Below are 18,320 nucleotides of genomic sequence, written 5' to 3'. Positions count from 1 at the left end.
GATCAAAGCTGCTTCAGCTTCAGGAACAATGGGCGGAACAAAAAATGCTGTCGTTTTATCTGCAACTGATCAAAATTTAGTTACAAATGCTCCGCTTGGAAGCGCATTAACATTGAATTTAGATTACACGATTCCTGCAGCGAAATCTTCTTCTTCAGATATCTTAGGTAAACCAGCAGGAACTTATACGCAAACAGTTACGTATACTGCAACTGCTTTATAATATTTTTTTCATATTAATATTTTGTGATTTGGTGTTTCGAAGGCTTCCAACAGGAGGCCTTTGATTTTGTATGTATTAATACCGATATAGAGAAACACTTGAAGTGTTGAGGGCTTTTCTATTTAAACCAAATGAATAATCCGTGTAGTTATTTTACTACATCAACTTCCAGTTTCAACTACAAAAAAAATTTTATCGCCGCTATAAATTTGCAGTATACAAAAGAGAACAATTAAACAAAATTAAAAATCAATATTACTGCCATGAAAAAATTAATAGCAATCGCAGCCTTAACTATCGGAGCAACTTTATTAGGAACTAACAATGTATATGCTCAAAATACAACCGCTACAACAACTGTAAATATCACCCTTAACGATGTAATCTCAATCGACGCGGGAAGTACAGCAATCGGTAATACCGTTGACTTTAACTATGCTACTGCAGCAGACTATAATTCTGATCAAACCATTACTAAAGCGAATTCTTTGAAAGTTACTTCAACAAAGAACTTTAACGTAAAAGTAAAAGCAGGAGGTGCTAATTTCATGAACGGAACCAACTTAATTCCTGTAAATGTTTTGACGATCAAAGCTGCTTCAGCTTCAGGAACAATGGGCGGAACAAAAAATGCTGTCGTTTTATCTGCAACTGATCAAAATTTAGTTACCAATGCTCCGCTTGGAAGCGCATTAACATTGAATTTAGATTACACGATTCCTGCAGCAAAATCTTCTTCTTCAGATATATTAGGTAAACCAGCAGGAACTTATACGCAAACAGTTACGTATACTGCGACTGCTTTATAACATTTTTTTTAGCCTGTAAAGCTTTCTTTTGCTACGTTTTCAGTAGTTTTGGGGATCTTTATTTTTAAACAATTTACACCATGCGCAAGTTTATTTACCTTTTCATTTTCTTTATTCTTACAGGATCTTCTTCCATTCTGGCACAAAGTATCTCTATGTCGCCTACACGTTTGTTTTTTACCGGTAATCCGGGAGAAAAAGTGACAAAGACTGTCACGCTTCAAAACAGCTCGGAAAAAGATTATGTTTTTAATCTCAATTATAAAGATTGGGTTAGAGAAGAAGACGGAAATAAAGTTTATCTTGAAGCAGGAAGCTCAAAAACTTCTAATGCCGCTTGGGTGTCTACCTTAGAAAACTCAGTAACAGTCCCGGCTAGAAGTACAAAAGAAATTGTAGTAACCATGCAGATTCCGGCAAACGCATCAAAGTCTACTGTTACAAACAGCATGTTATTTTTTACTCAACTTCCTCAGCAGGCAGATCAGGCCCGTATTCAGAACGGGATTGGTATTATTACCTTATTCGAGGTTGGACTTCACATCTTTTATACACCACCTGGAAACCAGACAAAAAGCTTGGATATTACCAATATTGCAGAGGTGAATAATGAGAATGCGGCAAACAAAAAAGTAGCAGTAAGCATCCATAACGATGGAAATACCATCAATGATGCCACCGTTGAATTTGAATTGACCAATACCGAAACTGGTAAGGAAATAAAACTACCCGCAATTTCTATCTCAATGCTTCCTAATACTGATCAGACCGTTCAGTTTTCTTTACCTGAAAACATTTCAGGGAACTTTCTTGGTGTGGCTATTATCAAAATGGCAGGCTCAAATGATTTACGCGTAGGCGAAAAAAACTTTAAATTTTAAAAAACTAAGTCTTGAAACCACAAAATGGAATGCAGATATCAATCCTAAGAAGAACAATCTTATTTTTTGCAATTGTTCTTTTGCATTGTTCGTTTGCCTTTGCGCAAGAAAAGAAGGATATAGAAATCCATTTTGAAAACAACAATGTAGCTGTTGAAAAAGGTTCTACTTTTACTAATTTCCTGGTTATTGAGAATAAAAGTTCTGAAGAAATTACCGTTCAGAATATCATGCCTGACGAAAAATATCCGGGTTTACTTTTCTATCCAAAAAATGACTTTACATTAGGTGCCGGTCAGTCTAAAAATCTTCCTGTAAAACTGATCGCCAATGTAGATTTTATGAAACTGAAATCCAATGAGATAAAATTTCAGGTTTCGTACACTTCTCCAACGGTAGTTAAAACTGAAAGTGCCTCATTCTTCGTTAACAAAGACGAGAACAAAAATGTTGCAATTTATACGGCATCGTATGAAAATTTCATTAATCCTAATTCTCCCGACTCCTCAATCCTGCTGGTTGTAGAAAACCAAGGGTATAGCAAAAGAACGGTTAAGATCGATTTGCAATCCATTCCTGATGGTTTGGAAATGATGCCAAAACAACAAACCATATCTCTGGAAGGTTTAGAAAAACAAACGGTTGAGATCAAAGTTACAGTCAGAAAACAGAATACGCTTTTCCCGGAATTTAATATTAATGCAACCGCAACAGACCTGCTTAATAATGAAATTGTTGGAAGCAACACGCTATACTTAGTTATTTTATCAAACAACAGACAAATTGCCAGAGGAAATGAAACGATGAACGGAAGTAATTTTGCGGAAATTGCCTATAACGAAAACAGCTCGGGTTTTAATTTTCTTCAATTGAGAGGAAACACAACTTTTCGAGTAAATGAAAACTTGAAATCCCGATTCAATATTGGTGCAGATTATTATCATGAACAAGGACTTTATAACCTATACGATACCTGGCTGGAACTGGAGAAAAAAAATACGGCATTGCGAGTTGGGAATGTTAATAGTAACGATTACGACTACCCGGTTTTTGGAAGAGGTGGGAAGCTTTCTACCAAATTTGGTAAAAATAATCAGATTGAAGTTCTTGCGCTGGAAAATAATTACAACCTTTATGGTACCTATTTCCAACAGACAGAAGGATCTAAAATAGTGGGTGGAAAATATAGTTTTGGGAATGCTAAATCCTTTAATGGGAAAGTATCCTATTTATTCGACCATGATCCGCGCTTTAACGTAGATACACAGGTAGCGAACGCAACAACATCATTATTAATTAACGATAAACACACAATCCGTACTGAGTTAGGTTTCAGTAACGAAAAAGGTCTTGTGAACAAAGATGAAAACGCAGGAGCTTCAATGGGAGCAAATTATGAGGGAAAAGTAGGGAAATGGGATATACAATCTCTTAATTCCTTTGCCACCAAAAGTTATGCGGGAATCAAAAGAGGATCTTTTTTTTCAAATCAGCGAATCGGCCGCCAATTTTCTGATTCTCAACGTGCATTTATACAATATCAGAATTCACAGGTAGACCCGGACTTCCTAAGTTTCCAGAATGCGCCAATCCAGCCTGAGAATACGGGTAATTTGCGTTATTATTTCAACAGTACAGAAGCTTTTGGATCAGGTTACCAGTTTGCTTTAAAAAAGTGGAATTTCTTATTGTCTCCAAAAATTGAAAAGCAGAAAACGGCTAATTATTACACATCGCAGGAACTTTTCTCGTATCGAATGGAGACCAACATAAGTACAACATTTGGCGCTCACGGATTGAACTTGACAGCGGAATATTCTTATTCAAAAGAGAACAAAAATGCCGATTGGTTTAATAGCTTTAGAACAACTTTATCTTACAGATATAAATCTTTCTCTCTTAACGGAACAGCTCAGTGGAATGCAATTAATGTATTTGATTTAAATTCTTATTACAATGCAGACCGTAATTTTGCCAACTACAATGTATACGCCTCGTATAATTTTCAGATGCTTAAAAATAATCTGAGCGGATCTTTAACAGCCGGAACTTACTATTCTGAACTTTATAAAAACTTAAACAGCAATATCAGTGGTAATCTGGAATATAAGATTTCACCATCATGGTCTTCCACAGGTTATTTTAATTTTTCCGGTTATAAATCTATGGGCGCTTATACAAGCAGTGGCAATTTTTACCAGTTCAGGTTTGGGATTAAAAAATATTTTACCGCAGCTACGGCTCTTGGAAATCATAAAGTGACGTTTCAGTTATTTGAAGATAAAAACTCTAATGGACTTCTGGAGACGGGTGAATCGGTTCTTGCAAATGAAATAGTAAAACTCGACAATTTTGTTGCACTGACAGATAAGAACGGAAAAGTAGTTTTTCAGAATGTGCCTGAAGGGATTTACACAGTGAAAGTGAATGAAAATGCGGGTGCCAGATTAATGATGGATCCTGTAATTATGGTAAATAAAAATATCAAACGTAAAGTAGGTCTGGTAAAAAACAGTAAGGTAAGTGGGAAATTAACAGAGATTAAACAAGCCTACGATGTTTTGGAAACAGATGTAACCGGAATCGTGGTGTATGCAAAAGGTGAAGATGGCGTAATTCATACTGCTGTGGTTAATCAAAAAAATGAATTTGAGTTTTTCCTGAAAGAAGGAAAATACAATCTCTATATTGAAAATGACAAATACAGCTATACACAACCCAACCAAACTATTCAGGTAACAAAAGAAGGTTTTTCAGAAACTGTGGTTTTTGAATATAAGAAGAAAGACACCACCATTAAGGTGAAAAAGTTTTAAATTTAAAAGTATGAAAAAGATAAGGGCTTTTTTAATAGGAATTTTTACCGTGTTCTGCGGATCTACAGTCACAAAAGCTCAGGATGTGTACCTGTCGATTCCTGAAAATAATATTTTTAACAGGACTGAATTTACCTCAGTACCTACAAGGGTAATGAATACCAACAGAACAAACTGGGATTATACCTTTTTAGGATTACTCCCAATAGCTCCTACATTTACCTCTGTTTCCGGGCCTACTTTTACCCACTCTTCTTCCTCATCTACTTTACCCAGCTCCACTCTTTTATGGCAGTTAGAAAGTATGGGTGGACAGTTACCATCTGTAGGACTTTCGGGTTCTTTGCCTGGTTTTCAGTCTTTCAGCACAAGTGCTTTAAAATGGTTTGAACCGCCAACAACTAGTTTTGGGGGTGGATTCAACAGGGGAAATATCAATTTTACATTTAAAATCCCTGCCTCACAATTTAATGCAAATGCATTCCGAGCCGGAAATTACTCCATGGATATTACTCAGAATTACAACGACTTTACACCACGTAATTTTAAAACAATTTTAGTTATTCCTTCATCAATACGATGGATCACAACCTCTTTAACAAAATATATTGAAATATCTTCTTTGAATGAATATCGCAATACAAGCACACGAGTGTGGGATTTGGGGAATACGGAAATTGCGAATACGGTCGATTTTAATTTATGGGCAAAAGCTGCTTCCGCAAATATTCAGTTCACTTCTTCTAAAGGTGTTTCGGGAACCAGAAGTATAGCAAGTATTAAATTAGGTAGTAATGGATCTCCACTTACAACTAAATCTTTATCTGCCAATTTTCAGAATTTTTCCCCTGCCAATTTCAGTGTTGTAGCGGGAAACAGAAACAGCTTCACGCCAATGCTCTATGTTTCGGCGGAAGATTTTAAGAACTATTTTTTTGAAGCCGGAACTTATACTTTTGAATTAAACTTCAATGCCGCAAGTACAGATAATACTATTAACAGTTTGCAAAATACAGCTGTTCAATTAAAGGTTCTTCCTCGGTCGGAGATCACCATTCCAAGTTCCGGGAGAAATGTAAATTTTAATTTTAATACAGCTGCTCATTACACCAATGGTCAGTCACAAATAATTCCAAACCAAATTGTATTGTCCAATAATGAGAGTTTTGAACTGTATGTAAAATCGGACGAAAATTATTTCAAGAAAGGCGGTCTGCAAACAGACATTAATTCCAACATTTTGCAAATTGGCATAGATGGAAATTCTGTAGATACTCCCTTATCTAAAACTCCTCAAAAAATACTTTTTAACGGAACACCAGTTTTGGACCGAGAGCTGAACGTAAGATATACTATACCTCCTACAGGTGCCCAAAGTTTGGTAGGGAAAGAAAATACCACATACTCCATCAATGTTTATTACAGTTTTACGGCAATTTAATACTTCCTACTAAAACTATTCGAAAACATTATAAAAATAAAAATACTATTTGCGACGTTACTTATGTAGCGTCGTGTTTTGTTTTTGTACATCTCTTCCGATGATATTTATGAGTGGTGATTAGAAATATTATTAATATGGACATTTATGAAAGACATTGAAGTAACCCCAAAAAAAGTATTGGAAAAAACCATCAAAATACCTATTATTGCACTGTAAACAGGGAATTTTACTGTGATAAATAAAAGTGTGTGAAAGCAGAAATGCCGGACTTTTTAACCAAACCTTTATTAAAAACAAACCCTGTCGATATGATTCTAAAATAGTTTTGTGTAGAAATCGAAATAAATAAATAAATAAATAAATAAATAAATAAATAAATAATAAACTATACTTTAAAAAATACTGGATTCGATTTTTTAAAGCCCATGATACTTAATTTATGAATGACCAAATCAACGAACTACAATTAAAAATCGAAAGACTGGAAAACGAAATCAGTTTTAAGAACGGACTGATCTCTATATTGTCTCATGATTCAAAAGAAATGTTTGGAAATTTTCTGTGGCTTATAGAAGCGCTGGAAGATAAGACCATTAATGAGGAAGATTTTTTTAAATTGTTGCCGCAGATAAAAAGCGATGCCCGGAAGAATCTGCAAACCATTCAGGACAGCACTTCCTGGTTAAAAACTCAATACGGAAACTTTAAGATTAAACCTGTGAAAATCCTGGTAATTGATCTTTTTCACCATTTCGAAGAAAAATATGCTGCTCAATTAAAAGAAAAAAGCATTAAATTTCATTTCAAAGGAGATCCCAATGAATTTCTTACAACCGATCGTTTGTTGCTCGAATATGTTTTAGACAAAATTCTCAATAATGCGGTAAAATACTCTTTGCCCGGACAAGATATCTATCTGCAGGAAGCTACAGAAGGTGATCAGGTCATACTTTCTGTCATAGATTCCGGAACGGGAATAGCTGAAAAATATTTATCGGCAATCTACAGTTATGATAACCCTGTATTTCAGGGAACTTCCGGCGAGAAAGGAGTTGGATTAAGTTTGAAAATTGTTAAAAATTTTGTATCCTTGCTGCAGGGAAACATCCAAATCATTTCCGCAGAAAATAAAGGCACCACGGTTTCTCTTTTTTTAAGTAAATTTACTGAATAATGGCTCCAAAAGTAAACGTTCGCATTATTGTAGCAGACGATCATGGTATCGTACGAATGGGTTTGATACAAACCATCAAACGGCTCTTACCTACAGCAATAATTACAGAAGTAGAGGATTATAAATCGTTGTATAAAGCAGTTCTGAATGAAGAATTGGATCTTGCCATTATGGACGTTAATATGCCTAATGGTTCTGTGCAGGAAGCGATCGATTATATAAAAATGCATCAACCCGACTTAAAAATTCTCATATTTTCTTCTCAAGATGAAGAGTTGTATGCAATACGTTATCTAAAGATGGGTGCCGGTGGTTATTTAAGCAAACAAAGCTCCAGTGCAGTAATTGAAAATGCTTTGACGGCAATGCTTAATACTGGTCGATATGCAAGTCACGAGGTAAAAGAAGCGATGTTTTTAGAATCATTGAACGGCACGACAAAAAATTCACCCTTTGAAGCATTATCAGACCGCGAATTGCAAATTGCTAATAAGATTGCAGAAGGTCTTTCTCTCAAAGAAATTTCTAATCAGCTTAATCTCCATTCATCGACAATCAGTACGTACAAAAACAGATTGTTTGAGAAACTGAATATACGATCTGTACCAGAATTGGTGGAGATTCTTAGGCTGTATAATCAGTAAACATTCTATTATTCTTTTTTTTGTTAACCCGTAAAAAATCGTAAGATCTTGTAGATTACAACAAGATTCTTCACTCCCCTACCTTCAGAAAATATTTCATGAAATTACTTTGAACGGATAGATTCTTTATATTAAGAGCCTGTTTAAATTTTTATTAGATGTTTTTCTATTGCCTTGTCTTAATTTTGACTACGTCGAAATAGCATTCATCGACTGAAAGGAGATAATCTTCGATTTCTAAATTAAAATAAACTTTGTTTATACTTATTTTAACATTAAGATATTTAGTTATTTAATCAGGATATAATTAAGAAATCAACCAGTTGATTTTGTTATAAGGTTTTTAAGGTAAATGATCTGAATTTCTTAATGTTAAAAATAAATATCAAATTTAAACAGACTCTAAGCTTTTTAAAATTTAATAGTTAATCGCAAAGACGCAATTTAGGCGCAAAGATTTTATCTATGATAAAATTTTTATTGCTTTATTTTTAAATTCCTGAAACAAAAGGCATCATGGCATCGTTAATTGCCAAATCAACATCTTTTTTTTAAATGTATTAATTGATTCTTTGCCATTTCAGATTAAAATAATATAATGCTTTTTAATAATTATCACCAAATTACTCTGATAATCAAATAATTATCTTCAACATAAAAATTAACATTGCCTTTTATTTTAATAAACTTTTTATAATATCTAATCCTATTCTTATTTCTTCTTTTATTTCTTTCTCCATCGCTGAAAAATCAATATTTTCATTAGCTTCTTTCTCCCATTTTAATGCATAGCCTGAAAGCCTGAAAAGACCGGCGGTTCCGGCAGTGCCTTTAAGCTTATGAAGAATTGTTTTAGCGTCGTCGGCATTTTTTTCTGCTGCTATGGTAGCAATATTAGTCTCTGTCTGGGAAAGTTCATTAATCACGAGATTTAAAAATACTTCTTTGAAATTATCATCACCACCAATCTGCTCATTCAGCATATCTATATTGATATATTTCCCGGTTAATACTTCTGTTTCAGTTTCAACCTTTTTATCTTCTTTAATGGCAATATATTTTTTGAGCATTTCTAAAAGATCTGCCTGTCGCAAAGGTTTTGGCAGAAAATCGTTCATGCCAGATTCCAGACATTTTTCTTTTTCTCCCAAAACATTTCCTGCTGTAACACCAATGATAGGTACATTTTTATATCCTGGTAAAAGACGAATTTGTTGTGTAGCTTCAATACCATTCATCATCGGCATCTGTACATCCATAAGAATAATAGAGAAATCTTTTTTCTTACACTCTTCCAAAGCTTCGAGACCGTTTACCGCTTCTGTAAGATGCGCATCGGGTGCAAGTGATTTCATCATTTTATTATTCAGAACCATATTCACCGGGTTATCGTCTACTAATAGTACTTCAAGTTCTTTCATAAAAGAAAACTCAGCTTTTTCAGAATGTTCCGGAGCAATAACTTCTGTCACATTATTTTGTGCCACACGTCTAAGTGTTTTATAAAGATCATCAGATTTAATAGGCTTTAAAAGAAAATAAGAATTGTCTTCCTTACGGAAAGAATTAATGACATCGTGTTCCTCTGAAGAAGTATGAAGAATTACCAATGGTGAAGTCTCATTCCGTTCATTAAATAACTGTTTGATCTTATCAATTGTTTCCAAACCGGAAATTATCGGCATGTGATAATCCATCAATATCACATCAAAATGCTCGCCTTTCAGCAATATTTGTAAAGCCTCCATTCCGTTGGCAGCAAGTGTAGATTCTATATTTTTATAGGTAAGCATGTGTTGAAGAATGATTCTGTTTGCTTCATTATCATCTACCACAAGCACTTTTTTTATAGTAAGATCCTCGTCTTCTTTCAATTCAGATATTTCGTAAGGAATTTCAATATCGAAGAAAAACACAGAACCTTTTTCAGGAGTACTGATCAACGATAAATGACTTCCCATATATCCAAGAATATTATTTGAAATAGTAAGACCAAGACCGGTTCCTCCGTAACGTTTACTAATAGAGCTGTTTTCCTGAGTAAAAGCATCAAAAATATGTTTCTGCTTTTCGATAGGTATGCCAATTCCTGTATCTCTTACAGAAAATCGAAGAACAATATTGCTATCATCCATGCGGAGTTTTTCTACTTTCAGCTCAATTTCGCCTTCTCCTGTAAATTTTACTGCATTACCCAAGAGGTTGATAAGGATTTGCTTTAATCTGGATTCATCAAGTAATAAGGTTTTTGGAAGTCCCTGCTCAATATTAAGAAGAAGTTCAATATTTTTTTTCTGAGACTGATACAGAATTACATTAATAACCTGACTTACCATGTCATAAACATCACTTTTCTCTATCAGAAGCTCCATTTTACCAGATTCTATTTTAGAAAAATCCAAAATATCATTAATAATGTTCAGTAGGTTTTCCCCAGATTCATTAATATAATTAAGATATTGAGTCTGAATATCGTTAAGCGGAGTTTTCAAAAGAAGATCAGAGAACCCAATCACACCATTGAGAGGTGTGCGTATCTCATGGCTCATATTTGCAAGAAATTCTGATTTTGCCTTGCTTGCGATATCAGCCATTTTTTTTGCATTTTTAAGTTCTTCGTTGGTGTGTACAGAATTGGTAATATTTTGTACAGAGACAATCACCCCTCCGATTTCGTTATCAGAAAGATACCACGGTCCAACCTTAAGGTCGAAATGCTGAGTTTCTTCTTTACCATCAACATTAATCGCAAAATCTTCATTTATATAAGTTTTACCTTGCAAAGCCGCAAGATAAATTTCTTTTCGTTCTTCAGGGATGTTTGGCGATACTACAAAAAGATTCTTTCCGATAATATCAGTCTTATCCATTTCGAATTCTCCTCTCCATCTGCTGCTTACAGAAATATAATTAAGATCTTTATCAAACATCGCCACGGCAACCGGAACATACGTTACGAACGATTGCATCATTGCTTCTTTTTTAGCAACATCGAGGAACATATTTTTGAATACATCAATATCCTGAATGATCCCATAAACCCTGTTGCAAACGCCATTTTCAAATTCCGGAATTCCTTTTACCCTTACCCAGATCGTAACACCGTCATTACGCACGAGCTGAAATTCATCATCATACGGAATTCCTTCTGTTACCGCTCTGTTGAATAAAAATTTAATTCTTTCTCTGCTATCTTCTTTATAAAAACCAATAGCATTTTCAAAATTAGGCTGAAAATCTTTATTTATCCTATGAATTTCTTTGGTACTTTGAGACCAGAATACGGTATCTTTTTTCAAATTTACTTCCCAACCACCTACTTGAGCTACAGAACTTGTCTGCTCCAGCATTTTTTTGGTATGAATTAAATCTTTCTCTAAAGTCACCCTTTCGGTAACGTTCAATGCTGTGCTTATTACATAAGGTTTTCCTTCTTCATCTATCTCAACAACATTATGGTACATCCAGATCTGTTCTACCCCATTCTTTGCCTTAAGAATCATGGTTCCGAAATCCTCTTTATTTTTATTAATCCTATCAAGATAGAGGCTTAAAGAAGCCCAATTATGTTCAGGAACAAGGTTTCTAAGGTTTAAATTTTTCACCTCATCTATAGAATAATGAAGCGTTTCTCTACCTTTTTCGTTAACAGAAATAATGTTGCCCTCCATGTCATGCATACTCATCAAACCGATGGCATTTTCAAAGAAACTCCTGAAACGTCTCTCTGAGCTTTCCAACTGACGTTTTTCTTCCCTCTGTGCAGTAATATTGATTCCGAAACAGAAAATTTCAGAAAGTTCCTGATTGGGTTTCAACAGCCACTCTACAATCACAGAACTTCCGTCTTCAATTACTGTAGAAGTAGTAAAAGACACCTCCTGGTCATTCTCTGAAAGATCTTTAAACTTTGAAAGATTGTTATTACCTTCTCCAAAAACTTCATTAAAACTAAGCCCAATCGCTTTTTCTTTTTTTAATGAAAATATTTTTTCTACAACGGGGTTGAAGTCCTTAAACTTCAATTCGTCATCCAAAACACAGATCAGATTATTGGATATATTAAAGAGTTGCTGAAAATATTCTGCATAAACGGTCTTTCTCTTTGCCGTTAGAAGCTTAGAAATTACATCTGCAAGCTTTTTGAGTGCTGTAATCTGACTTTCTGTAATAGTTCTCGGCTTATAATCAATCACACAGATTGTTCCTAATGCAAAACCTTCGTCGTCAATAAATGGTATACCTACATAAAATCTTATCCCTCCTTGCAAAATTAATGGATTGTTTCGGGATCTGTCATCCAAAAGCGTATCATTAATAATGACCACTTCTCCGCTTGCTATCGAATACTGGCAAACCGTATTCTCTCGCGCCACAGAATCTATTTCAAGACCTATACAGCTTTGGATGGTCTGTGTTACGCTTTCCATAATCGCAATTAAAGAAGCAGGACAATCTGCTATAAGACATGCCGTTTCTGCAAAAACATCAAATTGAGGATCTTTGCCTAAGTTCAGGAGATCAAAAAATTCTAATTTTTTCAATCTTCCTATCTCATTATCAGGAAGGATATTCTTCATCATATTAGCGGCTAAATTATTTAAAAATAAATAAATATCAATATAAGATTTATATAAATAATTTTTTATAAAAGTTTTATTTATAAATACAAATTATAAGCTCACCAATAAAAATGATTCTTTTTTATTCAAAAGCATTAATAGCGCTTAATCTACTTTAAGATTATTAATAACATTTTGCAATCTTTTCAATCCTTCCACCAAAAGTATACGCGGACACCCTATGTTGATTCTCAGAAAACCTTCGCCGTTTTTACCGTACATTGTTCCGGAATTGAGCCAGACTTTGCCTTCATCTAAAAGCAGTTTTGACAATTCATCTGAACCTCTACCCAATGAACTGCAATCCAACCAAACTAAATATGTTGCTTCCAGCGGAATTACTTTTATTAGAGGCAAATGTTCATTGCAAAAATCTTTTAGAAATAGAAAATTCTCGTAAAGATAATTTTTCAGTTCGCTCATCCATTCGTGTCCATTTGTGTAGGCAGAAATAAGAGCTTCTAAAGCAATAGGATTTGGATAACTGTTTTCCTGAAGTTCTAAAGTTTTATGAATTTTTTCTAAAATAACTCTGTCTTTTGAAATAAGATAAGAAATTGGAAAACCCGAAAAATTGAACGTTTTGCAGGGCGAACCGCAAGTTATAGAATCAAGCGTAAAATTCTGAGCAATTGAAGCAAACGGAATATGGAGTCCATCGAAAACCAAATCAGAATGAATCTCGTCAGAAACCACCATTACTTTATTTTTAGAACAGATTTCAGCAATTCTCTCCAAATCTTCTTGTTTCCAAACTTTTCCAACAGGATTTTGCGGATTGCAAAGCAGTAACAATTTCGTGTTTGGATCTGAAGCTTTTGTTTCCAGATCATCAAAATCAATAGAATAATTCCCAGCTTCATATTTCAAATCATTAAGCAAAACATTGCACCCATAATTTTCTAAAATCACAAAAAAATGGTTGTAAACCGGAGTTTGCAAAATGATGTTTTCGTCAGGTTTTACAAAAGTTCTAATAATCACTGAAAGCGAAGGAAGCATTCCTGTAGCCGGCAAAAGCCAATCTTTTTCTATGGTAAAATGATGGTATTTTTCCCACCAATCGATAATCGACTGATAAAAATTCTCAGGAATTGTTCCATAACCAAAAACGCCTTGAGAAACCTTATCAGAAATTGCCTGAATCACTTCGGGAGCGGTTTTAAAATCCATATCGGCAACCCACATCGGCAAAACGCCTTCTTTTGCCCAATCCCATTTTACGGAATCTGTTCCTCTTCTTTTTATGATTTCGTCGAAATTGTATTTCATTTTACGGTAATTATTTTGAATCCAGATAATTTTTTAAATCCGAAATATATTTAATATTGAGTTCGTCTGCCTGTTTTGTTCGCATCATTAATGCATAAGAATTATTGAATCCTAAAGGTTTAAGCCATTCGATTCCGTATTTCAAAGTTATCGTTTTTCCGTAACCACTTGGTCCTAAAAGAATCAAAATTTCTTTATCATTTGCCTGAAAAGAAATATGATCAATTGCCTTTTTCCGTTAAAATTTTTTGAAACCAATTCTACTGTAATCATAGATAGAAATTATTGAGCAAGTCTGATTCCTGTAAACTGCCACTGCAGATGAGTCGGGAAAAAATTACGATAAGTATTTCTACTATGACCAATTGGTGTGGCTACTGAAGCACCACGCAAAACGGTTTGATTGACCATAAATTTCCCGTTATACTCTCCTACCGCTCCTGCTTCTTTTTTAAATCCGGGATATGGCAGATACGCAGAATTTGTCCATTCCCAGCGTTTTCCCCACTCAAAATGTTTAGATGCAACTTCCCATTCTGCTTCGGTTGGAAGACGTTTTCCTTTCCAGGAAGCAAATGCAGAGGCTTCAAAAAAATTAATATGACAGACAGCTTCATCCAAATCAATTTCTTGTAAACCGTTTAAGGTATAATTCATCCATTTTCCATCGATAAAATGCCAATATAGAGGAGATTTTGCTTCATTTTGTTTTACCCAATCCCAACCTTCAGCGTGCCAATGACGGAAATCCTGATAACCTCCGGCATTCATAAATTCCAAATATTCTTTGTTATTAACCAATTGACTGGTGATTTGAAAGTCATTTAGATAGGCTTTATGTCTTCCCAATTCATTATCAAAACAAAAACCTTCTCCCTGAAAACCTATTTCATAAACTCCTTCAGAAAAACTAAGCATTTCTGAGTCTCCACCTTTTTCTTTTATAGAAATACTTTCCTTTTTATACGCCGGAAATAACGGATTGTGTCCTAAAATATATTTAATATCTGTCAATAATAATTCCTGATGCTGCTGTTCATGGTTTAAGCCTAATTCCAAAAGAGATTCCAAAAATTCGGTAAGGTAATTGCTTTGAAGGAATTGATTCATTTTTTCATCTACATATTCACGATATTTAAAAACATCCGATACTGATGGACGACTCAAATTTCCTCTATCGGTGCGAATTACACGGGCACCTATGGTTTCATAATAACTATTGAACACAAAATTATATTGCGGATCATAAACTTCGTAACCCGGAAAATTGGGTTGTAAAATGAAAGTTTCAAAAAACCATGTTGTGTGACCCAAATGCCATTTAGGCGGACTTACATCAACAATTGGCTGAACGACATAATCTTCTATTTCCAGAGGTCTGCAGATTCCCACTGAATGGTTTCGGATTTCAGAATATTTTTCTACCCAGTTTTTTGTGGGATTTGTTTTTTTTAGCAATGAATCTGTTTTCATAAAAATCATTTTAAATTATAACATCCAAATAGAATCTACAAACCAGTTTTTGGAATCTTTAATCTCCGTAAGAATGTGAAACCCTGAATCTTTTGCCAGTTTTTTGATATCCTGTTCTGAGAATTTTTGTGAGATTTCCATATCAATCAATTCATTTTCTTTGAAATAAAATGAAAGATTTTCTATCTGAACTTTTTGATCACAAAGACTTACAAGAAAGCTTCTGCAAGCTCCTGAAATCGGGTCATAAGTCTGATAATGCTGAAATTGTTCCACTTTAAAATCAGCATTTAACTCCCGATTGATTCTCGTGAGAAGATTAAGGTTGAAAGAAGCCGTAATTCCTTCAGGATCATTGTATGCAGCAAGAATCGTGTGTGGATTTTTCTTTAAATCGAAGCCTACCAGAAATAGATCGCCCGGATTGAGCTTTCTTTTCACTTCTCCGCAAAAATGTTTAGCTTCTTCAATCTCCATATTTCCGATGTTTCCACCTAAAAAAAGGATCACTTTTTTTCTTTTTGAAATATAAGCTGCTTTGTCGAGCATGTCAAAATATTCACCTTCCAAAGGAAAAACTTTTAATTCGGGAATGTTTTGATTCATATTTTTCTGCAATACAGATAGAATATTTCCCGAAATATCGATAGGCATATACGTAAAATCTATACCTTTTTCTACTAACTTTTTAAGAAGAAAGGAAGATTTCATCGCATCTCCCGCCCCTAATTCAATCAGATCAAAAGATTCATTGATATTAGAAATTGCTTTAATAATTTTGTCTGTTTTATTCTGAAAAATATCTAATTCGCAATTGGTGAGATAATATTCCGGCATCGCCATGATCTTTTGGAAAAGATGATCTCCTGTTTTATCGTAAAAATATTTTGAAGATAATCTTTTTGGGTCATTGGATAAACCTTCCAAAATTTCCGAACGAAAGCTATCGGAATGGTCATTTTTAAGCTGAATATCCTGTTGTAAGTGTACATTCATAATATATTTTGTTTGGTTTTTAGGTAACTACAAGTATCTTGCCGCCACCGGAATTATTCTCTATCAACTTCAATTCATGTAACTTAAAGATATGTTTTATTTGCGGTTTGATGTTAGCATTTTCTATTTTATTGAGAAAATCTTAAAAATATTTTTATCGATTCTAAAGTTAAAATCTTAGTTTCAATTAAAATTTATTTTTAAACTCGAAAGAATTTAAATTAATACAAAACTCTAAATTAACTTATAAATATTATTCCACCATCAATCAGAATTCAGTTCCAATAGACAACTATATTAATTGACAGAGCAAAATTTCTATTCAATTAATTCATCATTGTATTTCAAAAAGATCCATTATATAATAAAAATCATCCATTTTTAGCGACTGCCTAAAACTTCAACTTTGCAACAGATAAAATTGATACATAAAACCAAAAAATTATAAAAATGTCTGTTTCTGATTTATTTAAACCTCTCACATTTCTTCACGGGTCGCCGATGAGAAACCGTTTTATGATGGCTCCGTTAACGAGCCAACAAAGTGATTTTGATGGTACAGCTTCCAAATATGACCAATTTTGGATGGAACAATTAGCGCAAAGCGGTTACGGATTAATTCAAACCAGTGCATCAACTGTTGAATCCGGAGGAATTGCATTTGAGCGACAATTGGGAATCCACAGTGATAAACATTTACCGGGATTGACGAAAATGGCTACAGCAATTCGTGAAGGTGGAGCTTTATCGGCTGTACAATTGCATCACGCAGGTCACAGAGCAGTTCCATCTTTAGGAGGAATTCCCGCTCCTGCATCAAATAAAACATTAAAAGATGTTAAAGCGATTACAACTGAAGAAGTGGAAAGAATTCGTGACAGTTTTATTGAAGCTGCGAAAAGGGCACAATTAGCTGGTTTTGATGGAGTTTCCGTTCACGGTGCTTTTGGTTGGATTTTATCTGAATTTCTATCTCCAAACTTGAATGACAGAACTAATAAATATGGAGGTAGTGTAGAAAACCGTGCTCGTTTCACCATTGAGGTGATTGAAGGAATACGAAAAGCTTGCGGAAATGATTTTCAGATTGGATGGCGTTTGTCGATTGAGCGATACGGACTTCGTTTGGAAGAGTTACGTGAAATTACTGCCGAAATTTTTGATAAAGAATTGATCGATTATCTGGATTTGGCTCTCTGGGATTCGGCGCAGCTTGTAAGAGAAGGAAGTTTTCAGGGAAAAACAATGCTCAGTGTTTTTACAGAATTGCCAAGAAATGGTGTTCGTTTGGGAACAGCCGGGAAAATAATGAGCGCACAAAGAGCCGGAGAATTACTGGATCAAGGCTGTGATTTTGTATTAATTGCAAGAGCAGGAATTCTTCAACGGGATTTTCCGCTTCAGGTAAAAGCTAATCCGATGTATGATAGTCCGCAATTACCTGTGACGGCTGATTTTCTTCGGGAAGGTGGACTCAGTGAACGTTTTATCGAAACGATGAGAGGTTGGCAAACTTTTGTGAGACCGGGTTCATAACCGATTTGAATTTTCTTTTAGAGCCGATTTAAATTTTTATTGAATGGTTTTCTATTGCCTTTGTCTTAATTTTGACTACGTCGAAATAGCATTCATCGACTGAAAGGAGATAATCTTCGATTTCTAAATTAAAATAGACTTTGTTTATTCTTATTTTAACATTAAGGTATTTAGTTATTTAAGCAGGAAATGATTAAGAAATCAACACGTTGATTTTGTATTAAGTTTTTTAAGACAAAGATCTTAATTTCTTAATGTTAAAAATAAATATCAAATTTAAACGGCCTCTTAATAATTAAACTAAAGCGGACTTTTTAATGAGAGTTCGTTTTTGTTTTTAGTAATATGAATTTTTGCTGAATATATTAATTGATAGCCTAAACTTTTAGCCCTGATGTTCTATGTTAATATGCAAATTCTTTAGGTTAAA

The 18,320-nt window shown here is 34.3% G+C and carries 12 protein-coding genes and 1 pseudogene; 8 read left to right on the top strand and 5 right to left on the bottom strand.

Annotated features, from left to right (window positions below):
- The 7 genes and pseudogenes from OEW74_RS18465 to OEW74_RS18435 all read left to right on the top strand — a co-directional run.
- Window positions 1-223: pseudogene (locus tag OEW74_RS18465) on the top strand (peptidoglycan-binding protein LysM); the annotation flags it as partial.
- A 263-nt stretch (window positions 224-486) separates the two neighbouring features.
- Window positions 487-1,032 (top strand): peptidoglycan-binding protein LysM, encoded by a 546-nt coding sequence (locus OEW74_RS18460; protein WP_265429867.1) that lies wholly within the window; start codon window positions 487-489, stop codon window positions 1,030-1,032.
- Between the two features lie 80 nt (window positions 1,033-1,112).
- On the top strand, window positions 1,113-1,913 hold the full coding sequence (locus OEW74_RS18455) for an Fn3-like domain-containing protein (RefSeq protein ID WP_265429866.1): 801 nt from the start codon (window positions 1,113-1,115) through the stop codon (window positions 1,911-1,913).
- A gap of 11 nt (window positions 1,914-1,924) precedes the next feature.
- On the top strand, window positions 1,925-4,729 hold the full coding sequence (locus OEW74_RS18450) for a hypothetical protein (RefSeq protein WP_265429865.1): 2,805 nt from the start codon (window positions 1,925-1,927) through the stop codon (window positions 4,727-4,729).
- 10 nt (window positions 4,730-4,739) lie between these two features.
- On the top strand, window positions 4,740-6,170 hold the full coding sequence (locus tag OEW74_RS18445; protein ID WP_265429864.1) for a hypothetical protein: 1,431 nt from the start codon (window positions 4,740-4,742) through the stop codon (window positions 6,168-6,170).
- 442 nt (window positions 6,171-6,612) lie between these two features.
- Complete coding sequence (locus OEW74_RS18440; protein ID WP_265429863.1) at window positions 6,613-7,347, top strand: sensor histidine kinase; 735 nt, start codon at window positions 6,613-6,615, stop codon at window positions 7,345-7,347.
- On the top strand, window positions 7,347-7,991 hold the full coding sequence (locus OEW74_RS18435; RefSeq protein WP_265429862.1) for a response regulator transcription factor: 645 nt from the start codon (window positions 7,347-7,349) through the stop codon (window positions 7,989-7,991). Before OEW74_RS18440 ends, OEW74_RS18435 begins: the two co-directional genes overlap by 1 nt.
- Before the next feature lie 674 nt (window positions 7,992-8,665).
- Here OEW74_RS18435 and OEW74_RS18430 read toward each other — a convergent pair.
- The 5 genes from OEW74_RS18430 to egtD form a co-directional block, all read right to left on the bottom strand.
- The gene (locus tag OEW74_RS18430) at window positions 8,666-12,574 is read right to left on the bottom strand and encodes a response regulator (RefSeq protein ID WP_265429861.1); all 3,909 of its coding nucleotides are present in this window, start codon (window positions 12,572-12,574) and stop codon (window positions 8,666-8,668) included.
- Window positions 12,575-12,718: 144 nt separating this feature from the next.
- Window positions 12,719-13,885 (bottom strand): MalY/PatB family protein, encoded by a 1,167-nt coding sequence (locus OEW74_RS18425; protein WP_265429860.1) that lies wholly within the window; start codon window positions 13,883-13,885, stop codon window positions 12,719-12,721.
- A gap of 10 nt (window positions 13,886-13,895) precedes the next feature.
- Window positions 13,896-14,072 (bottom strand): glycine betaine ABC transporter substrate-binding protein, encoded by a 177-nt coding sequence (locus tag OEW74_RS18420; RefSeq protein WP_265429859.1) that lies wholly within the window; start codon window positions 14,070-14,072, stop codon window positions 13,896-13,898.
- Window positions 14,073-14,167: 95 nt separating this feature from the next.
- Window positions 14,168-15,358: an ergothioneine biosynthesis protein EgtB gene (gene egtB / locus OEW74_RS18415; RefSeq protein ID WP_265429858.1), complete on the bottom strand. Its 1,191-nt coding sequence runs from the start codon at window positions 15,356-15,358 to the stop codon at window positions 14,168-14,170.
- A 15-nt stretch (window positions 15,359-15,373) separates the two neighbouring features.
- Window positions 15,374-16,354 (bottom strand): L-histidine N(alpha)-methyltransferase, encoded by a 981-nt coding sequence (gene egtD, locus OEW74_RS18410; protein ID WP_265429857.1) that lies wholly within the window; start codon window positions 16,352-16,354, stop codon window positions 15,374-15,376.
- A gap of 450 nt (window positions 16,355-16,804) precedes the next feature.
- On the opposite strand from egtD, the gene OEW74_RS18405 reads away from it, so the two are divergent.
- Complete coding sequence (locus OEW74_RS18405; protein WP_265429856.1) at window positions 16,805-17,890, top strand: NADH:flavin oxidoreductase; 1,086 nt, start codon at window positions 16,805-16,807, stop codon at window positions 17,888-17,890.
- The last annotated feature ends 430 nt before the right edge of the window (window positions 17,891-18,320 follow it).

This window comes from Chryseobacterium sp. YIM B08800 (assembly GCF_026163565.1).
Taxonomy (GTDB): domain Bacteria; phylum Bacteroidota; class Bacteroidia; order Flavobacteriales; family Weeksellaceae; genus Chryseobacterium.
Note: the sequence above shows the minus strand (reverse complement) of the source record. Positions and strands in the feature narration are given on the sequence as shown.